The sequence below is a fragment of the Tessaracoccus lapidicaptus genome (genome assembly GCF_001693815.1).
GTDB classification, from domain to species: Bacteria; Actinomycetota; Actinomycetes; order Propionibacteriales; family Propionibacteriaceae; genus Arachnia; species Arachnia lapidicapta.
Window position 1 is genome coordinate 68,449 of sequence record NZ_MBQD01000023.1, and the last position, 24,983, is coordinate 93,431.

A 24,983-nucleotide genomic window follows, 5' to 3' on the forward strand; every position below is an offset into this window, starting at 1 on the left:
GTCAGGCTTCCATCTCTCGCCGACCCTGGCCGGCGCTTTCGGTGGCGTGCTGGCTTTGCCGTTCCAGATCCCGCCAGTTGGGCACCAGGGCGGTCATCATGGCCTTGAACTGCTTGCCGTGGTCGCGGTACTTGAGGTGGAGCAGCTCGTGGACGATGACATAGTCCTGGAGGTCCTCGGCCTCGGTGGCGAGGTCGTCGGCCAGCGTCACGACGCCGTCGGGCGCACACGAGCCCCACTTGCCGGGTAGGCGCTTGATCTGGACCTGCTCCGGGTTGACCTTGAGCTTGACGGCCCAACCCATGGCGCGCCGGCGAAGCTGCTGCTCGGGGTAGAGCGACGACTTGGTGGCCATCAGCTCGCCTGCTCCAGCACCTGCATGATCCGCTCAATGACACCCGCACGGTCGTCCTTCGACAGAGCCAGCAACGGCTTGTACAGACTTGCCCGCAGCCGCCGACGCTCGTCAGGGTTCTCGCGCCAGCTCGGGAACTTGGCCAGCACCGACTCGATCTCGCGCAACGGTGCCATGCCGTCAAAGCCGGCCTTCTTCGCACCGTCGTCGATGGAGATGACCCAATAGACGGCGAAACCCAGGTCGGTCAGGCCGGACTCCTTCGCCTTCTGGCGGGCGGCCTCCTTCTCCTGCGCCAGCGCCTCCAGTTCGACCATAGCGGCCAGACCAGTGACCTTACGGTCCTCGAGATCCTGCAGGACGCGGTCGGCACGCTCCTTGATGCTCTGGAGCACCACAGCGCCGGCCGAGTGTTCCTCGATCTCCTTCTTCAGGCCACGGAGCAGGTTGTAGACCTTGCCTTCGTCCGGCCCCTCTTCCTCCTTGAGCTGCGCGAGCGTCTCGACGTCAAAGGTGACGACCTTCGAGAAGCGACCGAGCCCCTCCTGGGTCGCGGAGTCCTCGATCAGCTTCCTGGTCTTGTGCTCCAGGTCGCCGAGGAAGCCGCCCGACTCGGTGTAGTTGGCCCGCACCGCGGCGTAGAGCTTGGACAGATCCTTGTAGGTCTGGATGTGGTCACGAAGGCCGGGGTCAGGCGACAGGATCTCCCACAGCCGCTCGATGTTCTTGTAGACCTCGTAGAAGACCTTGCGAGCCTCCGGGTCGAGGAAGCGTCCGTAAACCGAGGCCTCCAGCTGGGCATCCGGCGTCGTGGAGCCGTCCGCCTGCAGGTACTCAGTTGCCGCTGCCGTGATCTTCATCTGCAGGTCGACCATCAGCACGTCGAGGTCTTCCAGCGCCCCCTCTATAGACGCCGAGTCGAAGTTGAGAGCCTTGGTCAGGTTCTTGAAGATGCTCACGAAGTCGACGACGAGGCCGACCTTCTTGCTGACGTTGTCGCTGTCGATGTACGGCCGGTTGACCCGCGCCAGCGACTGCAGCAGGACATGGTTGCGCATCGGCTTGTCGAGATACATCGCGTAGAGCACCGGTGCGTCGTAACCGGTCAGCAGCTTGTCGGTGACGATCAGGATCTTGGGCTCCTGGTCGGCCTTCTTAAAGGCCTTCCGGACAGCCTTCTCCTTGTCGTCCGACAGCTGGAGTTCGGCCACGGTCGGGCGATCGACGACGTCATTGACGTTCTTGGAGTAGACAACCTCCGACCACTCGGGCGGCAGGTATCGATCCAGCGCCCGCTTGTACTTGGCGCAGGTCTCGCGGTCGACAGCCACCACGAAGGCCTTGTAGCCGAGTGGCAGGACGTTCTCCTTGAAGTGCTCAGCCACGAACTTGGCGACCTGGTCAACCCGGTCCTCCGCCCCAAGGAAGGCACGAAGGTCTACCGCCCGCTCCAGCACCTTGTTGAGCTCGTCGACGTCGGTCACGTCCTCCTCTTCGGCGAGGGCGTAGAACTGCGACTCCAGATCCTCCTCAGGCAGGCGCATGGTGCTGGGCGCCAGCTTGTAGCGGATGGGCAGGGTGGTCTCGTCCTCGATCGACTCGATGATCGAGTACTTGTCGAGGAAGCCATCCGGATCCTGGCGACCGAAGATCTTGAACGAGCCAGAGCCCGCCTTGGAGTCGCCGACCGGCGTACCCGTGAACCCGATGATCGTGGCGTTCGGGACAGCGGCCATCAGGTAGGTGCCGAGGTCGGCAGCCACCGAGCGGTGCGCCTCGTCGATGAAGACATAGATGTTGTCCCGCGTCGAGGAGTTGGCCTTGATCTCCTCAAACTTGTGGATCATCGAGACGACGAGCCCACGGAAGTCCGAGTCGAAAACGTTCTGGAGATCAGCCTTGCTGTCCGCCCGGCGCACAGCGATGTCGGCGGCCTGCATCTCGCCGAGCAGTCGCTCCACCCACTCCTTGAGCTGACCCTCCAGCTCATTGCGGTCGACGACCAGAAGTACCGTCGCGTTACTGAAGCGCGCCTTGTCCTCCAGGATCTGGCGGGCAGCGGTCAGCAGTGTGAAGGTCTTGCCTGAGCCCTGCGTGTGCCAGACCAGACCACGAGTCTTGTCGGGGTCGGCGCAGCGCGCCACGATCTTGTCGACCGCCACCCGCTGGTGCTCCCGCAGCACCGACTTGCGGGTCTCGCCGTCCTCGACGTAGAAGAGAATCCAGTCCTTGAGGGTGCGCAGGAACGAGTGCGGCTCGAAGAAGGCCTGGACGGCGTTCTGATAGGACTCGTCCTCGGTGTACTTCCACTTGAAGATGAAGCGTCGCGAGACGTTCCAGGTGACGCCGTACCAGTACCCGAGCATGTGGGTGACGTTGTAGAGCTGGGTCTGCGCGAGCAGTTCCGGCGTCTCCTTTTCGTAGCGGCGCAGCTGGGTAATGCCCCGCGTCAGGGCGTCGCCGTCCTTGGGGTTCTTGTGCTCGACGATGGTCACAGGCAGACCGTTGACCACGAACATGACGTCGGCACGGTTGCCCTTGCGGGCTACCGGCTCGATCTTCCACTCCCACGTCACTTGGAGCTTGTTGTTGTCCGGGTACGCGAAGTCGATGAGCTGGACCGAGCGGGCACGCTTCTCGTTCTCGTCGTACCAGGTGTGCTCCCCGCGCATCCAGCGCAGCACTTCCCAGTTTCCCTCGATGCTGGCTGGAAGGGCCTCGATGGTCTCGACGATGGAGCGTGCCTGGTCGGCGGTCAGCCAGTAGTTGAACTCGCGGAGCTTGTCCTCCAGTACAGAGGTAAACAGCATGTTGTCGCGACCCCGACGCAGGATCTCAGCGTCAATCGGCTCGACGATCTCCCAGCCCACACTGTGGGCATGGGTCACCATCGGGAACTGCGCCGTCCGCGCTTCGCTGATCTTGAGTGCGGTCACGAGACCACCGCCAACGGCTCAGTCGGCCGCGGAAGCGCCGTCAGATCCAGCTCATCCACGGCCAGCCGTCCAGTCATCAGCTGATCCATCGCGGTGGTCCGCAGACCTTCTGCAAGCGAGGTCAGCCGGGCGCCCAGTTGCTGGGCACGCACAATGAGGTCCAGAACGTCGGCAATCGCCTCCTGCTCCGGCTCGGGCGGCAACAGAACCGGGATCCGATCGATCTTGGCCTTGTTGAGGGTGTTGCCCTTGATCTGCCGGTCCCGGTGCTCGGAATAGTCGACCTGGGACAAGTAGTAGCCGAGGTAACGCTGGTTGATGCCCTCGTGCGGGTAGATCGACATGATGGCCTCGTTGTGGCAGGCATCGATACCGAGGGTGGCAACACGTCCGATCGTCAGCTTGAAGCTCATCAAGAGCGTGCCAGCGGGCACGAAGCGCCCGCCGAACGACTCCTTGAGCGCCAGGCCACTGATTGTCTCCTTGGTCACCTTGACCGTGCCGTGGGCCTTCATGTCGGAGATGGCAACCCACGGCACATTGCCACCGTCATCGACCCAGTAGTCCGACCGAGCACGAGCGGGAGTGCGCCCGATCGAGTAGTCGGCGATGTCGGCGAAGTGCTCCTCCGTCCAGCCGTTAGGAACAGTCGTGGTCATGCCCGAACACCTCCGAAGAGCGTCGCGAGTGCAGTGCTGATCTCGCGGTAGTCGTTGTCGAGCTGAGCGAACTCGCGCAACTGGTCTGGGATGGACACCAACGCCTCGGCGTCGGGGCGCTCGATCCACTTGCTGGGGTTGAGGTTGTAGTCGGCCTGTTTGGCGTCCTCGAGCGTGATCCGGGCAACCGCCCCGACAATCGGCTCACCGTCGATGAACTTGCGCGCCAGGTCGATGACCGCATCGGCCGCCAAGTAGTTTTTCGGACGCCCCTTTGTGAAGGCCGTGCTGCCGTCTACGAGAACGATCTTGCCCTTGCGTGCGGCCGGCTTGCGCTTGTTGAGGATGACGATGATCCCTGCAGCGCTCGTGTTGTAGAACAGGTTGTCCGGCAGCAGGATCACCCCCTCAATCAGGTCGCGGTCAACGAACCAGCCACGAATGTCTCGCTCCTTATCGTTGACCTGACCAGATCCCCTGGTCACGGCCGCCGCATCGAGAACCACCGCGGCCCTCCCGCCGTCGTTTAGGACCGCGAGGGTGTGCTGGAGCCAGGCCCAGTCCGCTTTGCCGGTGGTGATTCCGCCCGCCCTGACGAAGCGGTCGTACGGGTCGTCCTCGTAGATGTCTGACGAGATCGGCTGGTTCCACATCGGGTTGGCAACCACGATGTCGTGGCGCTGGAGCCCGCCAGCGGTGTCGTGGAACTTCGGGTTGATCATCGTGTCGCCCCGCTGCAGGTCGACATCCATGTCGTGGATGATCGTGTTCATCCGCGCCACCGCGTAGCTCTCCGCCTGGAGTTCCTGGCCATACATCTTGAGCGGCACCTTGCTGGTCTTGTCGAGCTCGCGCGCCACCAACTGCAGCTTGATCAGTAGGCCGCCTGAGCCACAGGCGTAGTCGTGGCAGGTCTCACCCGGTCGCGGACGCAGGATGTGCGCCATAAGGAACCCGACCTCAGTCGGTGTGAAGAACTCACCCGCCGACTGGCCAGAGCCCTCAGCGAACTTGCGGAGAAGAAACTCGTACGCCCGGCCCAGGAAGTCGGGCTGAACATCGGCCAGACCCAGGCGGTAGCGCGGGTCGGAGAAAGCCTCGACCACCCCGCGCAGCTTGGCCGGGTTGATGTCGCGCTCACCGTTGCGCTCGGTGGCGAAGTCGACCACGTCGATCACGCCACTGAGAGTCGGGTTGTAGCGGACAACAGCACGCACAGCCTTGGTCAGGTGTTCCCCGATGTCCTTGGGCTCGGTCGTCCGACCACGGTCGTCGAGCGGCCAGGTGTAGGGCTCGCGACCCGAGATCGCTCCCCAACGCGCCTCAGGCGGCAGGTAGAAGCGCAGGAGCTCGGTATCCGTCTCCGCGATTTCCAGAGCAACATCCCTGTCGCCGTACTCCTCCGCCAGCCGCGAGATCTCGTCGTCGAAGACGTCCGACAGTCGCTTCAAGAAGAGCAGCGGCAGGAGGTAGTCCTTGAACTTGGCTGCGTCCTTCTCGCCCCGGATCGAGCTGGCAGCATCCCAGAGCATCTGCTCCATGGACTTGGTCGTGCCAACATCGGAGCGTGTACCACGCCGACGGCGTGGCATCACGGGAGTCGAGTCGCCAGCTTCAGCGGTGTCAATGCCCGCATCAGTCGCCAGCTCGAGGATGCGGGCCATGGGGGCGCGCTGCGGCTTGTTGCCGCCGCCCTCCCAGCGGTTGACGGTGGCGAAGGAGACGCCCAGGCGCGCGGCGAGCTCGGTCTGGGTCAGGTCGAGGTTCGCCCGGATGGCCTGCAGGACGGCCGCCACGTTCTCTGTCATGTTTGCTATCTTTGCTATATCGCAGAGTGCTGTCAAGCCGAAGCGCCCGAGAGAGTTCGCCGTGTGCTCAGCGCCTGCCGAACCAGCGTCGCGGACGGGGACTGTACGGTCAACGGTGTAACTCCGATCAAGGAGGAACACGATGAGCAGGCAGGCTGAGACGGCCCCAGCGGCTGTGGTGGACGGAGCCGGAGTGGCTGTGATGACGGAGGCGACTCGGCCGCCGGTGGTGGACCGGGGGCTGGTCGCCCAGCTCGTGGGTGACGCGCAACGTCAGGGCCTGTCGGTCGACGGGGAGGGCGGTCTGCTGTCCGAGTTGACCCGACTGGTGCTGGAGTCCGCGCTGGAAGGCGAGATCACCGATCACCTCGGCTACGACAAGCACACCAAGGGCGCCTCTGCGGACGGGAACGCCCGCAACGGCTCCCGGACGAAGACGGTGCTGACGAAGGCCGGCCCGGTCACCATCGGCGTCCCAAGGGACCGTGCCGGAACGTTCGAACCAACGATCGTCGCGAAGCGGCAGCGCCGGCTGGGGTCGATCGAGGACATCGTCTTGTCCTTGTCGGCGCGGGGCATGACCTACGGCGATATCAGCGCGCATCTGGCCGACGTGTACGGCTCCGAGGTGTCGAAGACCACGATCTCCACGATCACCGACAAGGTGCTGGACGGGATGTTGGAGTGGCAGAATCGGCCGCTGGACCCGGTCTACCCGGTGGTGTTCATCGACGCGATCCACGTCAAGGTCCGAGACGGCCAGGTCGCCAACCGGCCCATCTACGTCGCCCTTGCGGTGACGACGGAGGGCAACCGGGACATCCTCGGCCTGTGGGCAGGAGACGGTGGGGAAGGCGCCAAGTACTGGCTGCAGGTCCTCACGGAGCTCAAGAACCGCGGCGTGAACGACGTCCTGATGGTGGTGTGCGACGGCCTCAAGGGGCTGCCCGAGTCGGTGAACACGGTGTGGAAGGAGACGATCGTGCAGACCTGCATCGTGCACCTGATGCGCAACAGCTTCAAGTACTCCGCCCGGCAGCACTGGGACGCCATCTCCCGGCCTTGAAGCCCGTGTACCAGGCTGCGACCCTCACCGAGGCCGAGGAACGTTTCCTCGAGTTCGCCGAAGCCTGGGTCGAGAAGTATCCGGCAATCGTGCGGCTGTGGGAGAACGCCTGGGCCGAGTTCGTCCCGTTCCTCGGCTTCGACCGCGAGATCCGACGCATCGTGTGCACCACGAACGCGATCGAGTCGGTCAACGCCCGCATCCGCAAGGCCGTCCGAGCCCGCGGGCACTTCCCCAACGAGCAGGCCGCGCTCAAGTGCGTCTACCTCGCCGTCATGGCGCTCGACCCCACAGGCAAAGGCAGGGCCCGCTGGACCCAGAGATGGAAGGAAGCCCTCAACGCTTTCGACATCCGATTCGACGGCCGCCTCAGCAGCCCCAGACCAGCATGACAACACAACCCAGTTACACCGTTCGTTTGACAGACCCGGTCGAGGCCGAGGAGCTGGAGGCCGCGTTCTGGCGGTCGCTCAACACCAACCACGCACACAACGAAGAAGGGGCGGTCCAGATGGACCGCCCCTCTTCTGTGACAACATCGTGGGCTTCGTGCCTGGGCCGCCTTTCGGCGGTCCAGGGTTCTACTAAGCCCTCTATGGTGGAGGTGGCGGGAATTGAACCCGCGTCCTCGAGAGATGAACCAGGGCTTCTCCGGGTGCAGCTGACTAATCGTTCTACTCGGCTCTTGCACTCACGTCAGCATGTCGCAAACGAGCCCAGCTTCAGTAAAGTCCCGAACCGCCCCTGAAACACAGGCGGCTCAGCAAGCCTTCTAAATGAGGCCAGTCACCGGACGGAAGGCACGTCCGGGCTGACCGTTCGGTCGCTGATCAGGCAGCGAGAGCGAACTGTGCGCGGTTGTTTTCGGCACTTATTGGTTTCCATGCGTCGTTAACGAGATAAGCATGGATCCTCGACCCGCTTCCCCTGGAACTACCGTCCCAAGTCGAAACCAGTCACCCCCCTGTTGAGTTGTACCTACCCAGTGTAGCGCGGACCGCCCAGTTCCCCGCGCGGCGCCTGTGGCCGGGCCAGCAGGAACCGCTGAGCGCTGCCGGTGCCGGAGCGGCCGTTGAAGGCGCGCACGCCCGCGGCGATCGTGAAGCCGAACCACGCCAGCCAGGCCAAGCCGACGAGCTCCCCCACGCCGAGCACGATCCCCAGCACGGTGGCCACCGCGCCGACGACCAGCACGGTGATCTGGAGGCTGAGCGCGCGGGCCGCCTCCCACCAGACCCGCGACCCGGGAGCGGAGACAGCCTTGACCACCGCGGGACCCACGAAGGAGGTGAACAGCGCCGACAGGTGCGTGAGTCCGGCCGCGACGTTGGCCGCGGGCGCGGGCTCCCCCGGCCGAGGGGCGCGGAACGGCGCGGGCGCGATGCGCGCCAGGCCGGCGAGCGAGCGATTGAGTTCGAGGCGGTCCCGGGCGGCCAGCGCCTGGTCTAGGCGGCGGTCCAGCTGGGCCTCGTCGAGCAGGCCCTGCGCGTAGCAGGCCTGGAGGTGAGCCACCGCACGGTCTCGCTGCTGGTCGGTGACCTGGGTGAGGGGGCTCATGGGATGCGACGTCATGGTGTCCATTGTCCTCCGCGCCGCACCCCGGACCCACCCGGCGGTCCCCTGACCGGACCCCGGTTCTATCCCCGGTTGTAGCGGTTCCGGCTGGCGAGCGCCCGCTCGGCCTCGCGCTTGGCGTCGCGTTCGGCGATCGTCCTGCGCTTGTCCCAATCCTTCTTGCCCGTCGCGACGGCGATCTCGACCTTCGCGTAGCCATCGTTGAAGTAGATCGACAGCGGCACCAGCGTCGTGCCCGCGCTGCCCATGTCGCGGGTGATCTTCGCGATCTCCTTGCGGTGCAGCAGCAGCTTGCGGGTCCGTCGGGCGGAGTGATTGCGCCAGGTGCCGAACTCGTACTCCGGGATGTGTGCGTTGATCAGCCAGGCCTCGCCGTTGTCGTCGACGGTGGCGTAGGCGTCCAGCAGCGTGGCCCGCCCGGCGCGCAGCGTCTTGACCTCGGTGCCGGTGAGCACCAGCCCGGCCTCGTACACGTCACCGATGTGGTAGTCGTGCCTGGCCTTCTTGTTCTGCGCGATCAGCCTGCGTCCGGTCTCCCTGGGCATTCGCCCAGTATGGCACGGGTCAGCCGAACCACTTCGCCAGCGGATTCACGACCGAGCCGTCCTCCCACACCATGAGGTGCAGGTGGCACCCGGTGGAGTAGCCGGTGTTGCCGACGTAGCCGATGACCTGGCCGCGGGACACGCGCTGGCCCACGCGCACGGTGTACCGCGACGCGTGGTTGTAGCCGGTGGTGACGTAGTCACCGTCGAGGAGACCGTGGTCGATCATGAGGCGGTTGCCGTAGCCGGAGTTGTAGTAGCGCTCGCTGACCACACCGTCCTCGGCGGCGCGGATGGGCGTGCCGCAGGACGCGCCGAAATCGGTGCCGTCGTGGAGCTTCCAATAGCCGAGCACCGGGTGCAGGCGCATGCCGTAACGCGAGGTGATGCGGGCGCCCACGGGCATGAGGAACCGGGACGTGGGCGCGGCGACGGCGGGACGCGAGACGGTGCTGGTGGATCGGCTCGTGGTGGCTGCCGCCTTGGCCGCTGCCGCCTTGTCCGCGGCAGCCTTGGCGGCGGCGTCGCGCGCTGCCTTCTCGCGGGCGGCCTTCTCCCGTGCGGCCTTCTCGGCCGCCGCCTTCTTCGCGGCGGCGATGCGCGCCTGGATGCGCGCCTCCACGGAGGCGGCCTCCTGCTGAAGCGCGGCCTGGCGCGCCTCCTCGGCCGCCAGTTCTCCCTGGGCTGCCTGCTGGGCGGCTGCGGCTTCCTCCACAAGACGCGCGACCTCGGTCCGCAACGCGGCAGCCTCGTCGGCGGCGGCCTTGCGGGCGCGGAGCTGCTCGGCCGCGGCTTCGCGGGCCGCGTTCGCGGTGTCGCGGGCGGCGTCAGCGGCCGCCTGTGCGTCCTCGAGCGCCAGGCGCCGCATCTCCAGTTCGTCCAGCTGCTTGGCGGAGGAGTCGAACAGAGTCTGGGCCAGCTGCGCCCGCTGGTTGAGGTTGCTGGTGGTGACGTCGGTGAACAGCAGCGCCAGGTTGAGGAGGCCGTCGCTCTGCTGCGTGGTGACGAGCACCTCCTCGTTGATGCGACGGTTGACCGATTCCAGCGCGGCGAGGGCGGCGGCCACGTCGGCCTCGGCCTTCCTGAGCGCGATCTCGGCGGCCTCGAGTTCCGCCGCGCGGAGTTCGTCCAACGCCTGGGCGTCGCGCTCGGCGGCCTCGGCCTTCGCCAGCTTGGCCTCGGCGGCCGCCAGGTTCGCCTTGGCCTCGTTGTGCCGGCCGACGGCTGCAGAGAGGTCCGCGTTGGCGTCTTCGACGGCGTCGCTCTGCGCGGCCATCTCCTGCTGCAGCTGCGACTTGCGGTCGTCGAGTTCGTCGGCCCCGGCAGGGACGCCGAAGGCGGTGACGAGGGACAGGGCGGCGACGGTGGCGGCGATGCCACGGGCGAACCGGCCTGTGAGTGGGCGGCTGGTGACGGGCCTGGGGGGAAGATCCCGGTTCACGCTGGTGCCTCCTTCAACGTTGACTAGATGCGCAGGTACTTACGGGTCGCCAGCAGCGTGGGCACGATCGACAAGGCGATGCCCACGGCCGCTATGGCAAGAATTGCAGTGACGAGGTCTCCCCAGCCAATCCACGGTAAAGCGGTGATTGAGGTTGCCGCGTTCTGGACGATGACGAACCAGTAGCCCGCGGTGAGGGCGACCGCCGCCAGGATGATCCCCACCAGGCCCGCCACGAGCGACTCGAGGAGGAACGGCAGGAGGATGTAGAGGTTGGAGGCGCCGACGAGCCGCATGATGCCGATCTCACGGCGTCTCGTGAACGCCGCCATCCGGATGGTGTTGGCGATCTGTAGCGACGCCGCCAGCAGCAGCAGCGCGCTCATGGTGATCGTCGCCCACTGGAGCGCGCCCAGCCAGGTGAACATCGGCTCCAGGACTGTGTGGAGGTCCTGGACGTTCTGCACGCCCTGCAGACCCTCCGCCTCGCTGACGACGCCGGCGTAGTTCTCGGGGTTGGCGAGGCGGACGCGGAACGAGTCCTGCATGTCCTCGGCCGTGCGCGACGCCACGACCGGGGAGTCCTTGAACACGCGCTGGAACTCCTCGAATGCGGCCTGCTTCGACTCGTAGACCACCTCGCTGACCTCCGGGTTCGCCTCCAGGGTCTGCTGGATCTGCTCGCGTTGGGCGTCGGTGGTGCCCTTACCCGCTTCACAGCGACCGCCCTGCGTCTGCTCGGTGCAGAGGAACACGGAGATCTCGATCTTGTCGTAGAGGCTGCGCTTGGCGAGATCGACTTCCATCGACGTGAGGAGCCCGGCCCCGAGCAGCGACAGCGACACGCCCATGGTGACGATCACGGCGATCGTCATGGCGAGGTTGCGCTTGAGCCCGGACCAGGTCTCGCGGAGGGAATGACGCATGTGGTGGTTCTCCTGTCCTACGCCGTGCCGTAGACGCCCTTCGCCTGGTCCCGCACGAGTTCTCCCTGACGGAGCTCGAGGACCCGGCGACGCATCTGGTCGACGATGGACGAGTCGTGGGTGGCCATGATCACGGTGGTGTCGGCCTTGTTGATCCGGTCGAGCAGCTTCATGATGCCGACGGAGGTCTCCGGATCCAGGTTGCCGGTGGGCTCGTCGGCGATGAGGATCTTCGGGCGGTTGACGAACGCGCGGGCGATCGCCACCCGCTGCTGCTCGCCGCCGGAGAGCTCCTCCGAGGGGCGATCCGCCTTGCCCGTGAGTCCGACGAGGTCCAGGGTCTCCGGCACGATGCGCCGGATCTCGCGGGCGGGCCGGCCGATCACCTGCAGGGCGAAAGCCACGTTCTCGTAGACGGTCTTGCCCGGCAGCAGCCGGAAGTCCTGGAACACGGTGCCGATCTGCCGGCGCAGGGCCGGCACCTTCCACTGGTTCATGGTGCTGAGGTTCTTACCCGCGACGTACAGGGTGCCCTTGGTGGGGCGGTACTCGCGCAGGATCAGGCGGATGAAGGTCGTCTTCCCGGAACCGGACTGGCCGACGAGGAACACGAATTCACCGCGGCCGATCTCCAGGTTGATGTTGCGCAGCGCGGCGCGCTCCTGCCCTGGATAGAACTTGGTGACGTCCTCGAACGTGATCACGCACTTACTCCGACGGTTGGGGAAGAACCTGAGAAACTCTCAGTTGTCGTGGAGAGTCTACGCGAACGTGTCAAGGCCTCCAGCCCGACACGCGGCGTCACCCGGCCAGTTCCGCCTTCTTCCGCCAGCGGATGCCGGCGTCGATGAAGCCGTCGATGTCGCCGTCGAACACGGCCTCGGGGTTGCCCACCTCGTGGTCGGTGCGCAGGTCCTTGACCATCTGGTAGGGGTTCATGACGTAGGACCGCATCTGGGCGCCCCAGCTGTTTCCGCCGTCGCCCTTGAGCGCGTTGAGCTCCTTCTCGCGCTCCTGCCGGGCGCGTTCGAGGAGCCGGGACTGGAGCACGCGCAGTGCCGCCGCCTTGTTCTGCAGCTGCGACTTCTCGTTCTGGCAGCTGACGACGATGCCGGTGGGCAGGTGAGTGATGCGGACGGCCGAGTCGGTGGTGTTGACCGACTGCCCGCCGGGGCCCGAGGAGCGGAAGACGTCGATGCGGAGCTCGGCCTCCGGGATGTCGATGTGGTCGGTCTCCTCCGTCACGGGCAGCACCTCGACGCCCGCGAAGGACGTCTGGCGCCGCCCCTGGTTGTCGAACGGGGAGATGCGGACCAGCCGGTGCGTGCCCTGCTCCACCGACAGCGTCCCGTACGCGAAGGGGGCCTTCACAGCGAACGTCACCGACTTCAGACCGGCCTCCTCCGCGTAGGAGGTGTCGTAGATCTCCGTCGGGTAGCCGTGGCGGTCCGCCCACCGCAGATACATGCGCATGAGCATCTCTGCGAAGTCGGCCGCGTCCACCCCGCCTGCCTCGGCGCGGATGGTGATGAGGGCGTCACGCGGGTCGTACTCGCCGGACAACAGAGTCCGCACCTCGAGCGCCTCGATGTCGCGGCCGAGCGTGGACAGCTCCTTGACGACCTCGGCGCGGGCGTCGGCGTCCCCTTCCTCCTCCGCCATCTCGAGCATGAGACCGGCGTCGTCGAGCCTGGTGCGCAGTCCGACCAGCCGGTCCACCTCGCCCTGCTTGGCGGAGAGCTGCGACGTCACGCGCTGCGCGTTCTCCTGGTCGTCCCAGAGGTCGGGCGCCGCCACCTGCTCCTCGAGCACCGCGATCTCGGCGCGCAGTTTCTCGACATCGGCCACCGCCTCGATGGAGGCGAGGGAGCGCCCGAGGTCGGAGAGCCGCTGGGAGAGATCATCGTTAGCCACGATCGACCATCCTACCGGCAGTTCGTCCGGGCGCCCCCCTGCCACAATGGGGGGACGACCACACACCAGGACGGGGAGTTACATGGCGGCGACGAAGGACCGGTTGAAGCGAGATCTCGCGGCGGCGCTACGCGCCCGGGACGAGACGGCCAAGAGCAACATCCGGATGATGATGGCCGCGCTCACGGTGGAGGAGGTGGCGGGCGACACCGCCCGTGAGCTGAGCGACGCCGAGGAACTGGCCGTGGTGACCAAGGAGATGCGCAAGCGTCGCGACTCCGCCGAGACCTACGCGGCCGCCGGCCGTCAGGACCTGGCCGACAAGGAGTCCGCCGAGGCCGAGTTCATCGCCGCTTACCTCCCGGCGCCGCTCACCGACGTGGAGCTCGCCGCTCTCGTGGATGAGGAGATCGCCGCCCTGGGCGCCCCTGCCACGATGAAGAACATGGGCGGCCTCGTCAAGGCGGTGACCGCGCGAGCGGAGGGGCGGGCCGAAGGACGGACCATCGCCGCCCTCGTCCGGGCGCGCCTGGCGTGACCGCCCGCCGCACGAGGCTGGCTCGCCACGGGCGCATTGGCTAGTGTGGGGTGGCGCTCGGGCGCATAGCTCAGTTGGTTAGAGCACCTGCCTTACAAGCAGGGAGTCGGGGGTTCGAGTCCCTCTGCGCCCACCGCACGGGAGGGAGACGAGCATGACGACGCCACGGCGCGCGATGTCCCCCGAACCCGGCCACGCCCTGCGCGGCGGAGCCCGGCGCGGGCTGCCGCCGACGTCGGATCCCGAGCGGGAGCAGCGGAGCGCATGGCTCGCACTGGCGATCCTGGCCGTCGTCCTGGTGGTGGCCGTCATCGTTCTGCAGCTCGGCCTCGGACAGCGCACGTCGGCCTCGCCGTCGCCCACCCCCGCCGTCACCGCGACGCCCACGACGTCGTCGGCGACGCCCACGACGACACCGAGCACGTCCCCGTCGCCCGCGCCGACCGGCTCCCCCACGTCGACGGGCTCTCCGCCGGCCGCGTCCCCCTCCCCCACCCCGCCCGGGGTGCTGGATCTCGGTGACGCGGTGGTGACGGTGCCGGACGGCTGGGAGGTGTACGCCGACGAACTGGTCCAGGACGCGCGTCGCCTCGTGCGCCTCCGTGACCCGGCCACCGACGTGCGGGTGCAGATCGTCACGCTGACCACGGTCACGGGCGAGCTCGACCAGGCGTGCCGTGACCTCGTCGCCGACCAGCGGTCGGCCTTCACGGGGGTCGCCACGTCCCTGGTCGTCGACGTTCCGGTGGGCGCCGGCGCCACGGCGGTGTCGTGCGCGTTCACCGGGACACGCGTCAGCGACGGCGTCCCCAACAAGACGGAGTTCACGTTGCTGCGCCGCGACAGCGACGCCCAGACATTGGTGTTCCGCGACACCATCCCGTCGGCCACCGGGGACGGTGCCCCCGTCCTGGCGACGCTCACCGGGATGGAGTGCGCCGCCGCCGAGAGCTTCGGCGTGGTGGTCCAGGCCTGCTAGCGGTTCACTCCTGGCCCGGCTTCCGGCTCAGCTGGTCGAACACCGCCCGCAGGCGCAGCCACCACTGTTCCCGGGGGCGCTGCCGCTCCCAGTCCATGTGGTCGGTCACGTCGCGCAGCGGCGCCATGAGGCCCGGCGTCCCGCTGTGGGCGGCCACGTAGTCGTCCGTTCCGCTCTGCAGCTGGCGGTCGAGATTGACCAGCGCCTGGTAGGCCAGGCGGGTCGCGTTGATGCGGTCGAACGGCGACGGCGTGCCGCCCTGCTGCACGTGGCCGATGAGCGCCCTCCGGACGGAGTACAGCCCGCGACCCTCCGCCTCGAACAGTCGGGCGAGGACGTCGGCGGTGTAGTGCTCGCTGGTCTCCTCCCCCATGACGGCGAGATAGAAGCTGCGGCCGGTCTCGAAGGCGTCGACCAGCGCCTCGATGTCGGCCGACAGCTGCTCCAGCGTGATGCCCGACTCCGGCAGGTACGCCTTCTCGGCGCCGCCGGCGATGCCACCGAGGAGCGGCAGGAACCCGCAGGTGCGGCCCATGGTCTCGACGACGAAGGCGCGCTTGCTCGCCGACGCAGACATGCGCACCATGTCGATGGAGGACACGATGGTGTTGAGCGCCGTGTCGGCGCCCACAGCCATGGGCCAGCCGGGGAGGTTGTTGTCGATGCTGGCCGGCAGCAGCGCGAGCGGGATGTTGAAGGCGGGATACCTGCGGCGCTCCCGCTCCATCAGGTCGACGGTGGCGTAGGCGTGGAACCCGCCCATGACGAGCAGCGCGTCGACGCCGTGGTCCTCGAGGCTCCGGGCCATCTGGTAGAGCTCGCTCTCCTGCGGCACGTACCGGCGCGTCCCGAACGCGGCTCCACCCGTGTGTGCCATGCCCTCGACGTCGGACCAGCCGACCTGACGCAGGTCCCCGTTGATGAGGCCGGGCACGCCCCCGATCACGGCCATCATCTCGTACCCGAGGTCGAGGCCGGCGCGGACGGCGACGCGCGCCAACTGGTTCATGCCGGGCGCGAGGGCACCGGCATGCATGACGGCGATCCGGCGCGGCGTCTCCGGTGGGGACACGCTGGGCCTGGCCTCGTGCAGCATGCGGTAGATGTCGATCATGGTGAGGAAGCCATGGCCCCGCGCCGCCACGGCGGCGTCGTAGTCCGCCGAGGCGATGTAGTCACCGATCCGGTGCGTGGCCTCCACCGCCGAGAGCAGCCCGGTGGTATGCACGGCGTCGCGATGGACGCCGACGAGGACCGGTTCGCTGTCCGGCTCGGCGTCGAGCACCTGCCTGACCGCCTCGACCCCGCACGCGGTGGCCATCCACCTGTCGTAGGCCGACGGCGTGCCGCCGCGCTGGACGTGGCCGAGGATGGTGATCCGGGCCTCTTCGCCGGTGCGCTCACGCAGGACGTCCTGGATGCGGGAGGCCGTGATGGGCGTCCCGTCGCGGTCGGCCGCGCCCTCGGCGACGATGAGGATGGAGTCGCGGCGACCCGCGGCGCGGCCGCGGGCCAGGACGTCGACCATGCGGTCCTCCCAGCCCGGACGCGGCGGCGACTCGGGCAGGAACGTGTAGTCGGCCCCGCCGGCGATCGCGCTCATCAGGGCGAGGTAGCCGCAGTGGCGGCCCATGACCTCGACGATGAAGGTGCGGCGGTGGGACTCCGCGGTGGAGCTGATCGCGTCGATCGCCTCCGTGATGCGGTGCAGGGCCGAATCGGTGCCGATGGTCATGTCGGTGCCGACCATGTCGTTGTCGATGGATCCCACGAGCCCCGCGATGTACAGCCGGGGGTGCTGCGCCGCCTGCTCGGGGGTGATGCGGCCGGCCTCGACGAGCTCCGCGACGTACTCGGGCCAGCCCAGGCACAGATGTCTGCTGCCGGTGAGGGATCCGTCGCCGCCGATGACGATGAGTCGGTCGATGCCCTTCTCGATGAGGTTGGCCACTGCGGTGAGCTGCCCCTCACGCGTCCGGAACTCCGCGGACCGGGCGGTGCCGATCACGGTCCCGCCCTTGCTGAGGATGCCGGACACGTCGCTCCAGCCCAGGCGCACGATGTGCTCGCCGCCCTGGATGGCGCCCTGCCACCCCTCCCGGATGGCGAAGACCTCGGCACCCTCGTGGATGCCGGTCCGCACGATCGCGCGCACCGCCGCGTTCATGCCCTGGGCATCCCCGCCCGAGGTCATGACGCCGATGCGCACGGTCATCTGCGGAAGCCCTTGGGGCGTACGACCTTGGTCGCCTGCCAGTCCTCGGCGACGCTGGCGGTCTTCGTCAGCGTGAGTCCGGCGATCGTGACGCCCTCGGCGACCGAGGCGGGCCCGATGAATCCAGGGCGACCGACCTTGGGCGTGAGCAGCCAGATGTAGCCCGCATCCGTGAGATCCGTCAGCGCGTCGACCAGCCCGTCCGCGACGTCGCCGTCCTCGTCACGCCACCACAGCACGACGACGTCGACCGCCTCCAACGGTTCGTCCACCATCTCCGCGTCGAGGATGTCCATGATGTCGTCGCGCAGGTCGGAGTCGACGTCCTCGTCCCAGCCCAGCTCCTGGACGATCATTCCTGGTTCGAGGCCGAGGAGCTCCGCACCACTCGTGCCGTCATGGCCGGATGCGAGGCCCTTTCCTTCAGTGTTGTCCACGGGCCCAAGCCTGCCAGATGGGCCATCGCTTCGCATCAACCACCCCCGCCGGATGCGACGAACGGCGCGGGGCCGATGCTCTCGACCCCACGCCGTCCCGTCCGGTTCACCCGATCAGGCGTCGCCGCCCGCGTTGCCCGAGGACCCGGCCGTCACGTCGTCGAGCCGGTACTTCTCCGCGGCCTGCGTGGCCCACTCCTGCGGCACCTCACCCGCCAGGGCCAGCCGCTGCAGGACGGACACCGCGATCGACGGACCGTCGATCTTGAAGAAGCGCCGCGCCGCGGCCCGCGTGTCGGAGAACCCGAAGCCGTCGGCGCCCAGCGTCGTGTAGTCCCGGGGCACCCACTGGCGGATCTGGTCGGGGACGGCGCGCATGTAGTCGGACACCGCGACGACGGGGCCGGCGGTGTCCTTGAGCTTGCGCTCCACCCAGGTCTCGCCGTGGCTGCCGAACGGATCGGAGAACTTGCGCTCGTCCAGTTCGAGTCCTTCACGCCGCAACTCGCCCCACGAGGTGACGCTCCACACGTCCGCCACGATGCCGAAGTCGTTCTTCAGCAGTTCCTGCGCCTCGAGGGCCCACGGGACGGCGACGCCGGAGGCGAGGATCTGGGCGCGTCGGGCGTCCTCCCCCACCCCATCGAACGAACCGGCCTTGAACAGGTACATGCCGCGCAGGATGCCCTCGACCTCGACGCCCTCCGGCTCCGCCGGCTGGACCAGCGGCTCGTTGTACACCGTGAGGTAGTAGATGAGGTTCTCGGGATCCTCGCCGTACATGCGGCGCAGCCCGTCCTTGACGATGTGGGCGATCTCGTAGCCCCAGGCCGGATCGTAGGCGACGACCGCCGTGTTGGTCGACGCCAGGATCGGCGAGTGGCCGTCCATGTGCTGGGTGCCTTCGCCGGTGAGCGTGGTGCGGCCGGCGGTGGCGCCGATGAGGAACCCACGCGACAGCTGGTCAGCCGCCGCCCAGATCGCGTCGCCCGTGCGCTGGAAGCCGAACATCGAGTAGAAGACGTAGATCGGCACCATCGGCTCACCGTGGGTCGAGTATGACGACCCGGCGGCGGTGAACGCGCCGAGCGAGCCGGCCTCGTTGATGCCGGTGTGCAGGATCTGGCCGGTCTTCGACTCGCGGTAGCTGAGGAACAGCTCGTTGTCGACCGGCGTGTAGTTCTGCCCGTGCGGGTTGTAGATCTTGATGGTCGGGAAGAACGCGTCCATGCCGAACGTGCGGGCCTCGTCGGGGATGATCGGCACGACGCGCGGCGCGAACTCCTTGTCCCGCATGAGGTCCTTGAGCAGCCGAACGAACGCCATGGTGGTGGCCACCTGCTGGTTGCCCGAGCCCTTGCGCGACGAGTCGTAAGCCTTCTCCGCCGGCAGTGAGATGAACTTCTGGTCGCCGCGCCGCTCGGGGAGATATCCACCGAGCTCGCGCCGGCGCTCCTGCAGGTACTTGATCCGCGGATCGTCCTGCCCGGGATGGATGTACGGCGGACGGTAGGGATCCGCCTCGAGCTGCTCGTCGGTGATGGGGGCGTCGACGCGGTCGCGGAACGCCTTCAGGTCGTCGAGGGCCAGCTTCTTCATCTGGTGCGTGGCGTTGCGGCCCGCGAAGTGCTTGCCGAGGAAGTAGCCCTTGATCGTGTGCGCGAGGATGACCGTCGGCGCTCCGGTGAACTCCGTCGCGGCCTTGTACGCCGCGTACACCTTGGCGAAGTCGTGACCGCCGCGGGTGAGACGCCAGATCTCGTCGTCGCTCCAGTCCTTGACCATGGCGGCGGTGCGGGGGTCGCGGCCGAAGAAGTGCTTGCGCACGTAGGCGCCGTCGTTGGCCTTGAAGGTCTGGAAGTCGCCGTCGGTGGTGGCGTTCATGAGGTTGACGAGCGCGCCCTCGTGGTCGTTGGCCAGCAACGGATCCCAGCCGCGGCCCCAAACGACCTTGATGACGTTCCAGCCGGCGCCGCGGAAGAACGCCTCGAGCTCCTGCATGATCTTGCCGTTGCCGCGCACCGGGCCGTCGAGGCGCTGCAGGTTGCAGTTGACCACGAACGTGAGGTTGTCGAGCTCGTCGTTGGCGGCGAGCTGCAGCACGCCGCGCGACTCCGGCTCGTCCATCTCTCCGTCGCCCAGGAACGCCCACACGCGCTGCTGGGACGTGTCCTTGATGCCGCGATTGTGCAGGTACCGGTTGAACTGCGCCTGGTAGACCGCGTTGAGGGGCCCGAGGCCCATGGAGACGGTCGGGAACTCCCAGAACGACTCGAACTGGCGCGGGTGCGGGTAGCTGGGCAGCGCCCGCAGCTGGCCGTCGACGTAGTGCGAGTGCTCCTGGCGGAAGCCGTCGAGGTCGTTCTCGTCGAGGCGGCCCTCGAGGAAGGCCCGCGCGTACATGCCGGGCGAGGCGTGTCCCTGGAAGAAGATCTGGTCGCCGCCGCCGGGATGGTCCTTGCCCCGGAAGAAGTGGTTGAAGCCCACTTCGTAGAGCGTGGCCGACGAGGCATAGGACGCGATGTGCCCGCCGACGCCCACCCCGGGGCGCTGCGCGCGGTGCACCATGATGGCCGCGTTCCAGCGCAGCAGGCGACGGATGCCGCGCTCCAGCGTCTCGTCACCGGGGAAGGCCGGCTCGCTGGAGGCGGGGATGGTGTTGACGTAGTCCGTTCCGGTGAGCGAGGGAACCCCGATGTGACGTTCCCTGGCCCGCTCGAGCAGTTTGAGCATGACGTAGCGGGCGCGGTTGCGGCCACCGGCGTCGATGACCCCGTCGAGGGACTCCAGCCACTCCGCGGTCTCCGCCGTGTCGATGTCGGGCAGATTGGTGGGCAGACCGTTGAGGATCGGTCCGGCCTCGTTCTGGCTCACGAAAGTTCCTCTCGATGAAAAAATTCTCCAGCGTGGGCATCGCGCTGCGGTGCCCGGATGTCTCACCCTAGCGCGCGCGGCGGTGGTGTGCCCGGGTTGACTGGGTGCCTCGCGTTTGCTCGTGGGAACGGACCCAGGTCGGGTGCGTCAGCGGTGGCGGCGGCAGTGCTCGAGCAGGCGGTCGACGGGCCACGTCGTGATGATGCGATCCGGGTCGATGCCGCCGGCGGCGGCCCGGGCGGCGCCGTAGGTGAGGAAGTCGAGTTGGCCCGGCGCGTGCGCGTCCGAGTCGATGCTGAACAGGCAGCCCGCGTCGGCGGCCACACGCATGAGGTCCAGCGGGGGGTCCTGGCGCTCGGGGCGCGCGTTGATCTCGACCGCGACGCCGAACATGGCGCAGGCCGCGAAGACCATCTCCGGATCGAAGGCCGACTGGCCGCGCCACGTCCCGTCCCCGCGCAGCTTGCGGCCGGTGCAGTGTCCCAGAACCGTCGTCGCGGGATGGGCCACGGCGCGGACCATGCGTGCGGTCATCGTGGCCGAGTCCGCCTTGAGGTCAGAGTGCACCGAGGCGACCACGACGTCGAGCCCGGCGAGCAGGTCCTCGGCCCGGTCGAGCGATCCGTCGGCCAGGATGTCGACCTCGCATCCCCGCAGCACGCGGAGCGACCTCTCCTCCTGGACCCGTCCGATCTCGTCCCACTGCTCCAGCAGGCGCTCCCGGCTCAGGCCGCGGGCCACCGTGAGCCGGGGCGAGTGGTCGGTGATGGCGATGTACTCGTGCCCGAGAGCCTCCGCGACCTCGGCCATCTCGGGCAGGGGCGACCCGCCGTCGGACCATGTGGTGTGCGTGTGGAGGTCGCCGCGCAGCAGCGCCCTCAGCTCGTCGCCGGCGGGATCCAGCGACGCGGCGCCCTCCTCTCGGCGGCGGGCGAGCGCCTCGGGGATCCGTCCGGCCATGGCCTCGGTGACCAGCGCCGCCGTCTTGGGTCCGAACCGCGGCAGGGCCCGCCAACCCTCGACGGTGGTGGGTCGCTGGTCGGCGGGCAGGGAGGCGGCCACGTCGGCCGCCTCCCGGTAGGCGCGCACCCGGTAGGTGTCGGCGCGGCCGCGCTCCAGCCAGAACGCGTACTCACGCAGGACCGCGACCGGGTCCAGGGTCATCGCACCTGGTCAGCCATGAACGCGTCCACCTGTGCGCGGTTGGCGCGTAGCTTCGGATCGTTCTTGAGGTAGTGCGACGTCTCGCGCGCGATCAGGCCTGACAGCAGCAGCAGACCGACGAGGTTGGGCAGCGCCATGAGCCCGTTCATGATGTCGGCGAACGCCCAGACCACGCCGAGCGGCACGGTGGCGCCGATGTAGACCACGATCGTGAACAGGATGCGGTAGGCCAGCGTGGCGCGGGCGCCGAACAGGCGCTCGACGCAGCGGTCGCCGTAGTAGGACCAGCCGAGGATGGTGGAGAACGCGAACAGGATGACCCCGATGGCCACGATGTAGCCGCCCCAGTTCCCGGGCAGCCCGTGACTGAAGGCCATGGACGTGAGCAGCGCGGGGCTCTCCCCGTCGTCCCACACCCCCGTCGTGACGAGCACCAGACCGGTGAAGGAGACGACCACGATGGTGTCGATGAACGTCTGGGTCATGGACACCAGACCCTGGCGGACGGGGTGCGTGGTCTGCGCGGCCGCCGCGGCGATGGCCGCCGAGCCCATCCCGGACTCGTTGGAGAAGATGCCGCGGGCGACGCCGTACTGCACGGCCAGCATGAAGCTGCCGAAGGCGCCGCCGGCCATGCCCGGCCCGGTGAACGCCTGGCCGAAGATCAGCACGAGCGCGCCCGGCACGTCGACGATGTTGACGATGAGGATGTAGAGCGCACCCAGGATGTAGAACACGATCATGAAGGGCACGAGGGCCGCCGTGACGGTGCCGATCGCGCGGATCCCGCCGAGGATGACCAGACCCGTGAACACCGCCATGACGATGGCGCTGATCTGGGGATCGATGCCGAAGGCGTTCTGGGCGTTGGCCGCGACCGAGTTGGCCTGGGTCATGTTCCCGATGCCGAAGCTCGCCAGCACCGCGAAGACCGCGAAGATGATGCTGAGAGCCACGCCCCAGCCGCCGGGCAGCGCCTTCTTCAGGTAGTACTGCGGGCCACCGGAGGCGTCGCCCTTCGCGTCCACGGTGCGGAACCGGACCGCCAGGAAGGCCTCGGAGTACTTGGACGCCATGCCCACCAGGCCGGTGACCCACATCCAGAACAGCGCTCCCGGCCCGCCCATGGAGATGGCGGTGGCGACACCGACGATGTTGCCGACACCGACCGTGGCGGCCAATGCCGTGGTCAGCGCCTGGAACTGGGAGATGTCACCTCCCTCGGCGTCGGCGTCCTTGCGCTCCCACAGCGCGAGGCGCAGCGCGGACCCCAACGTCCGGAACTGGATGCCGCGCAGCTTGATGGTCAGCCACAGGCCGGTCAGCAGCAACAGCGGGATGAGGAGAAACGGTCCCCACACGAATCCCGCGATCTCTTCCAACAACGTCGTCAACGCTTCCACGTCGACCCCCTTCACTCAGTGAACGAGGGTCAACGTAGCGCGGGGTGGCCGCCCGGCGTCGGAGGCGCCGCGAACGTGTTACCGGGAGTTAACACGCCGCTCACGGCACCGGACGCAGCAGGTAGGTGTCCTGGATCCACCCGTGGTGGTCCACCAGCCTGCTGCGTAGCGCAGCCAGGTCGTCGGTCACCGTCCGCAGCGGCCCGTTCGCCAGGACCTGGTCCGGCGTGCCGAGGTAGGCGCCCCAGAAGACCTCGGTATCGGGGAACTCGGCCACCAGTCCGCGGCAGGCGAGGTCGGGATCGTTCATGACGACGACGTCGCCGAGGTCCGGCCGGTATTCGCTGAGCAGGCGCGCGCCCGTGGTGATGTGCACCGACGCCCCGGCGTTCAGGGCGATCTGGTGGGCCGCCGCCAGCACCTGCAGCGCGCTGACGCCCGGGATGACGGTCACGTCCACGGCCAGCGTGTCGCGGAGCGCGTCGACGACGCGCAGGATCGAGTCGTAGAGGCCGGGATCGCCCCACGCCAGGAACCCGACGGTGGCGTCCTGCGGGAGACCGGCGAGGATGTGGCTGTAGGTCGACAGGCGGCCCGCGTCCACGTCGCCCGGGTGCTCTCGCTGAGGGTCGAGGACCGTGATGACGCGGTGCGGGCGCTGCACGTGTCGCCGGAGCAGCTCGCTGCGGCGCCAGACGAGGTCGGGTTGGTCCTCGGCGTGGTCGCCGACGAGAAAGACGTCCACCTCGTTCATCGCCGCCACGGCGTCCAGTGTCAGCTGCCCGAAGCCGCCGGGGCCGATCCCGATGACGAACACCTTGCGTCCCATGGGCGCCCAGCCTAGTCGGCGGCGGGGCGTCACGGCGCACTACGCTGACGGGATGGACGTACGCCCCGGGACCGCTCCCGCGCTCATCTCCTCGGCCAGGGTCCGCTCAGGCATGATCAAGCGCCTGCAGTCGGCGACCGCCGAGATGAACACCGCGACGCTGACCGCGCTGGTCGCCCGCCACGAGTGGTTCACGCTGTTGGACGCCGAGTCGCGCTCCTGGATCGGGATCCTGGCGCGCGCCGGCATCGACGGGTTCGTGTCGTGGTTCGCCGGGGAGCCCTTCGCGCCGGAGTCGATCTTCGACGCCGCTCCCCGCGCCATGGCCCGGCGGATCACGCTGCAGCAGACCGTCGACCTGGTCCGCACGACCACCGACGTCGTGGAGGAACAGATCCAGCACCTCATGCCGCGCGGGGACCGGCAGGCGCTCCAACTCGGCATCGTGCACTACTCGCGCGAGGTGGCGTTCGCGGCGGCCGCGATCTACGCCCGCGCCGCCGAGGCCCGGGGCGCGTGGGACTCGCGGATCGAGGCGACGATCGTCGACGCCGTCGTCCGTGCGGAGACCGACGAGTCCGTGCTGTCGCGGGCCTCCACGCTGGGCTGGAGCACTGACTCGAAGGTGGTGGTCGCCATCGGCGGGGCACCGCAGGACGCCGCGGTGCTCGACGGGCTCCGGCGGGCGGCCGCCAAGCTCACGCTCGACGTCCTGGCCGCCCCCCAGGGCGACCGGCTGGTCGTCATCGCCGGCGGCGGCGGCGTCGCCGACCCCGTCGAGACGTGTGAGCGGATCGGCCGCCTCCACGACTTCTTCGCTGAGGGGCCCGTCGTCGTCGGCCCCACGGTGGACGGGCTGGCCGGGGCGCACCGGTCCGCCCGCGCCGCGGCGTCCGGATACCGGGCGGCGAAGGCGTGGCCCGAGGGCCCCAGCACCATGCTGTCGGTCGACCTTCTCCCGGAGCGGGCGCTGGCCGGCGACGGGCACGCCCGGCGGACGTTGGCCTCGGAGATCTACCCGGCGTTGGCCGCCAACAAGGAGCTCCTCGAGACGTGCGTCGGGTTCCTCGACTGCGGATCGTCGATGGAGGCGACGGCGCGCGCGCTGTTCGTGCACCCCAATACCGTGCGGTACCGCCTCAAGCGCATCCAGGAGGTCACCGGCTACAACCCGACCGACGCGCGGGAGGCGTACGTCCTGCGCATGGCGATCACGCTCGGCCGGCTCCACAGCTGACCGCCACCGGTCGCGGCTTGTGGGAACCCCACAAACGGCCCACGGGCATTTCGTGCGTCTCGCGCCCGCATCGCGGGGGCCC

19 protein-coding genes, 1 tRNA gene, 1 other RNA gene and 1 pseudogene are annotated in these 24,983 nt (G+C 68.2%); 5 read left to right on the plus strand and 17 right to left on the minus strand.

Annotated elements, in window-relative coordinates:
* Position 1: 1 nt before the first annotated feature.
* The 4 genes from BCR15_RS10090 to BCR15_RS10105 are packed head-to-tail and all read right to left on the minus strand — an operon-like array spanning position 2 to position 5,758.
* Complete coding sequence (locus tag BCR15_RS10090; RefSeq protein ID WP_068752077.1) at positions 2 to 355, minus strand: M48 metallopeptidase family protein; 354 nt, start codon at positions 353 to 355, stop codon at positions 2 to 4.
* Positions 355 to 3,291 (minus strand): type I restriction endonuclease subunit R, encoded by a 2,937-nt coding sequence (locus tag BCR15_RS10095; protein WP_068752078.1) that lies wholly within the window; start codon positions 3,289 to 3,291, stop codon positions 355 to 357. The genes BCR15_RS10090 and BCR15_RS10095 overlap by 1 nt, the downstream gene beginning before the upstream one ends.
* Entirely contained in the window at positions 3,288 to 3,950 is a 663-nt protein-coding gene (locus tag BCR15_RS10100) for a restriction endonuclease subunit S (RefSeq protein WP_068752079.1), read from the minus strand. The genes BCR15_RS10095 and BCR15_RS10100 overlap by 4 nt, the downstream gene beginning before the upstream one ends.
* A complete protein-coding gene (locus tag BCR15_RS10105) occupies positions 3,947 to 5,758 on the minus strand; it encodes an N-6 DNA methylase (RefSeq protein WP_068752080.1) in 1,812 nt (603 codons plus the stop codon). The genes BCR15_RS10100 and BCR15_RS10105 overlap by 4 nt, the downstream gene beginning before the upstream one ends.
* A 202-nt stretch (positions 5,759 to 5,960) precedes the next feature.
* On the opposite strand from BCR15_RS10105, the pseudogene BCR15_RS10110 reads away from it, so the two are divergent.
* Positions 5,961 to 7,216 (plus strand): annotated as a pseudogene (locus BCR15_RS10110) (IS256 family transposase).
* A gap of 204 nt (positions 7,217 to 7,420) precedes the next feature.
* Here the strand turns inward: BCR15_RS10110 and ssrA are convergent.
* The 7 genes from ssrA to prfB all read right to left on the minus strand — a co-directional run bounded on the left by ssrA (position 7,421) and on the right by prfB (position 13,225).
* Positions 7,421 to 7,788: a transfer-messenger RNA gene (gene ssrA / locus BCR15_RS10115) on the minus strand.
* Positions 7,789 to 7,802: 14 nt separating this feature from the next.
* Positions 7,803 to 8,396, minus strand: a complete 594-nt coding sequence (locus BCR15_RS10120) for a DUF1707 and DUF4870 domain-containing protein (protein ID WP_176715224.1) — start codon at positions 8,394 to 8,396, stop codon at positions 7,803 to 7,805.
* Between the two features lie 65 nt (positions 8,397 to 8,461).
* Positions 8,462 to 8,944 carry an SsrA-binding protein SmpB gene (gene smpB, locus BCR15_RS10125; protein ID WP_068752082.1) on the minus strand — a complete coding sequence of 161 codons (483 nt, stop codon included), beginning with the start codon at positions 8,942 to 8,944 and terminating at the stop codon, positions 8,462 to 8,464.
* A gap of 19 nt (positions 8,945 to 8,963) precedes the next feature.
* A complete protein-coding gene (locus BCR15_RS10130; protein ID WP_068752083.1) occupies positions 8,964 to 10,385 on the minus strand; it encodes a M23 family metallopeptidase in 1,422 nt (473 codons plus the stop codon).
* Positions 10,386 to 10,408: 23 nt separating this feature from the next.
* Positions 10,409 to 11,311 (minus strand): permease-like cell division protein FtsX, encoded by a 903-nt coding sequence (ftsX, locus tag BCR15_RS10135; RefSeq protein WP_218058954.1) that lies wholly within the window; start codon positions 11,309 to 11,311, stop codon positions 10,409 to 10,411.
* A gap of 17 nt (positions 11,312 to 11,328) precedes the next feature.
* Positions 11,329 to 12,015: a cell division ATP-binding protein FtsE gene (ftsE, locus tag BCR15_RS10140; RefSeq protein ID WP_068752084.1), complete on the minus strand. Its 687-nt coding sequence runs from the start codon at positions 12,013 to 12,015 to the stop codon at positions 11,329 to 11,331.
* 97 nt (positions 12,016 to 12,112) lie between these two features.
* The gene (prfB, locus tag BCR15_RS10145; RefSeq protein ID WP_068752085.1) at positions 12,113 to 13,225 is read right to left on the minus strand and encodes a peptide chain release factor 2; all 1,113 of its coding nucleotides are present in this window, start codon (positions 13,223 to 13,225) and stop codon (positions 12,113 to 12,115) included.
* Positions 13,226 to 13,307: 82 nt separating this feature from the next.
* On the opposite strand from prfB, the gene BCR15_RS10150 reads away from it, so the two are divergent.
* The 3 genes from BCR15_RS10150 to BCR15_RS10160 all read left to right on the plus strand — a co-directional run bounded on the left by BCR15_RS10150 (position 13,308) and on the right by BCR15_RS10160 (position 14,742).
* The gene (locus tag BCR15_RS10150) at positions 13,308 to 13,763 is read left to right on the plus strand and encodes a GatB/YqeY domain-containing protein (RefSeq protein WP_068752086.1); all 456 of its coding nucleotides are present in this window, start codon (positions 13,308 to 13,310) and stop codon (positions 13,761 to 13,763) included.
* A 59-nt stretch (positions 13,764 to 13,822) separates the two neighbouring features.
* Positions 13,823 to 13,896 (plus strand) — tRNA-Val (locus BCR15_RS10155).
* A 21-nt stretch (positions 13,897 to 13,917) separates the two neighbouring features.
* A complete protein-coding gene (locus tag BCR15_RS10160; RefSeq protein WP_078920380.1) occupies positions 13,918 to 14,742 on the plus strand; it encodes a hypothetical protein in 825 nt (274 codons plus the stop codon).
* A gap of 4 nt (positions 14,743 to 14,746) precedes the next feature.
* Here the strand turns inward: BCR15_RS10160 and BCR15_RS10165 are convergent, their stop codons facing one another.
* The 6 genes from BCR15_RS10165 to cobF form a co-directional block, all read right to left on the minus strand.
* Positions 14,747 to 16,957: a 6-phosphofructokinase gene (locus BCR15_RS10165; RefSeq protein ID WP_068752088.1), complete on the minus strand. Its 2,211-nt coding sequence runs from the start codon at positions 16,955 to 16,957 to the stop codon at positions 14,747 to 14,749.
* A complete protein-coding gene (locus tag BCR15_RS10170) occupies positions 16,954 to 17,430 on the minus strand; it encodes a DUF3052 domain-containing protein (RefSeq protein ID WP_068752089.1) in 477 nt (158 codons plus the stop codon). Before BCR15_RS10170 ends, BCR15_RS10165 begins: the two co-directional genes overlap by 4 nt.
* Before the next feature lie 78 nt (positions 17,431 to 17,508).
* A complete protein-coding gene (aceE, locus tag BCR15_RS10175; RefSeq protein ID WP_141680105.1) occupies positions 17,509 to 20,268 on the minus strand; it encodes a pyruvate dehydrogenase (acetyl-transferring), homodimeric type in 2,760 nt (919 codons plus the stop codon).
* 147 nt (positions 20,269 to 20,415) lie between these two features.
* Positions 20,416 to 21,432, minus strand: a complete 1,017-nt coding sequence (locus BCR15_RS10180; RefSeq protein ID WP_218058955.1) for a PHP domain-containing protein — start codon at positions 21,430 to 21,432, stop codon at positions 20,416 to 20,418.
* The gene (locus tag BCR15_RS10185; RefSeq protein WP_078920379.1) at positions 21,429 to 22,835 is read right to left on the minus strand and encodes an alanine/glycine:cation symporter family protein; all 1,407 of its coding nucleotides are present in this window, start codon (positions 22,833 to 22,835) and stop codon (positions 21,429 to 21,431) included. The genes BCR15_RS10180 and BCR15_RS10185 overlap by 4 nt, the downstream gene beginning before the upstream one ends.
* 100 nt (positions 22,836 to 22,935) lie before the next feature.
* The gene (gene cobF, locus BCR15_RS10190; RefSeq protein ID WP_068752091.1) at positions 22,936 to 23,664 is read right to left on the minus strand and encodes a precorrin-6A synthase (deacetylating); all 729 of its coding nucleotides are present in this window, start codon (positions 23,662 to 23,664) and stop codon (positions 22,936 to 22,938) included.
* A gap of 112 nt (positions 23,665 to 23,776) precedes the next feature.
* On the opposite strand from cobF, the gene BCR15_RS10195 reads away from it, so the two are divergent.
* Positions 23,777 to 24,901: a PucR family transcriptional regulator gene (locus tag BCR15_RS10195; RefSeq protein ID WP_439653991.1), complete on the plus strand. Its 1,125-nt coding sequence runs from the start codon at positions 23,777 to 23,779 to the stop codon at positions 24,899 to 24,901.
* The last annotated feature ends 82 nt before the right edge of the window (positions 24,902 to 24,983 follow it).

Excerpts from the sequence above, each read along its gene's own strand:
- BCR15_RS10180 (WP_218058955.1), bottom strand. The coding sequence starts at position 21,432 with ATGACCCTGGACCCGGTCGCGGTCCTGCGTGAGTACGCGTTCTGGCTG.
- BCR15_RS10165 (WP_068752088.1), bottom strand. The coding sequence starts at position 16,957 with ATGACCGTGCGCATCGGCGTCATGACCTCGGGCGGGGATGCCCAGGGC.
- BCR15_RS10170 (WP_068752089.1), bottom strand. The coding sequence starts at position 17,430 with ATGCGAAGCGATGGCCCATCTGGCAGGCTTGGGCCCGTGGACAACACT.
- BCR15_RS10100 (WP_068752079.1), bottom strand. The coding sequence starts at position 3,950 with ATGACCACGACTGTTCCTAACGGCTGGACGGAGGAGCACTTCGCCGAC.
- BCR15_RS10120 (WP_176715224.1), bottom strand. The coding sequence starts at position 8,396 with ATGACGTCGCATCCCATGAGCCCCCTCACCCAGGTCACCGACCAGCAG.
- ftsX (WP_218058954.1), bottom strand. The coding sequence starts at position 11,311 with ATGCGTCATTCCCTCCGCGAGACCTGGTCCGGGCTCAAGCGCAACCTC.
- smpB (WP_068752082.1), bottom strand. The coding sequence starts at position 8,944 with ATGCCCAGGGAGACCGGACGCAGGCTGATCGCGCAGAACAAGAAGGCC.
- BCR15_RS10160 (WP_078920380.1), top strand. The coding sequence starts at position 13,918 with ATGACGACGCCACGGCGCGCGATGTCCCCCGAACCCGGCCACGCCCTG.
- BCR15_RS10195 (WP_439653991.1), top strand. The coding sequence starts at position 23,777 with ATGATCAAGCGCCTGCAGTCGGCGACCGCCGAGATGAACACCGCGACG.
- BCR15_RS10150 (WP_068752086.1), top strand. The coding sequence starts at position 13,308 with ATGGCGGCGACGAAGGACCGGTTGAAGCGAGATCTCGCGGCGGCGCTA.
- BCR15_RS10105 (WP_068752080.1), bottom strand. The coding sequence starts at position 5,758 with ATGACAGAGAACGTGGCGGCCGTCCTGCAGGCCATCCGGGCGAACCTC.
- cobF (WP_068752091.1), bottom strand. The coding sequence starts at position 23,664 with ATGGGACGCAAGGTGTTCGTCATCGGGATCGGCCCCGGCGGCTTCGGG.
- BCR15_RS10090 (WP_068752077.1), bottom strand. The coding sequence starts at position 355 with ATGGCCACCAAGTCGTCGCTCTACCCCGAGCAGCAGCTTCGCCGGCGC.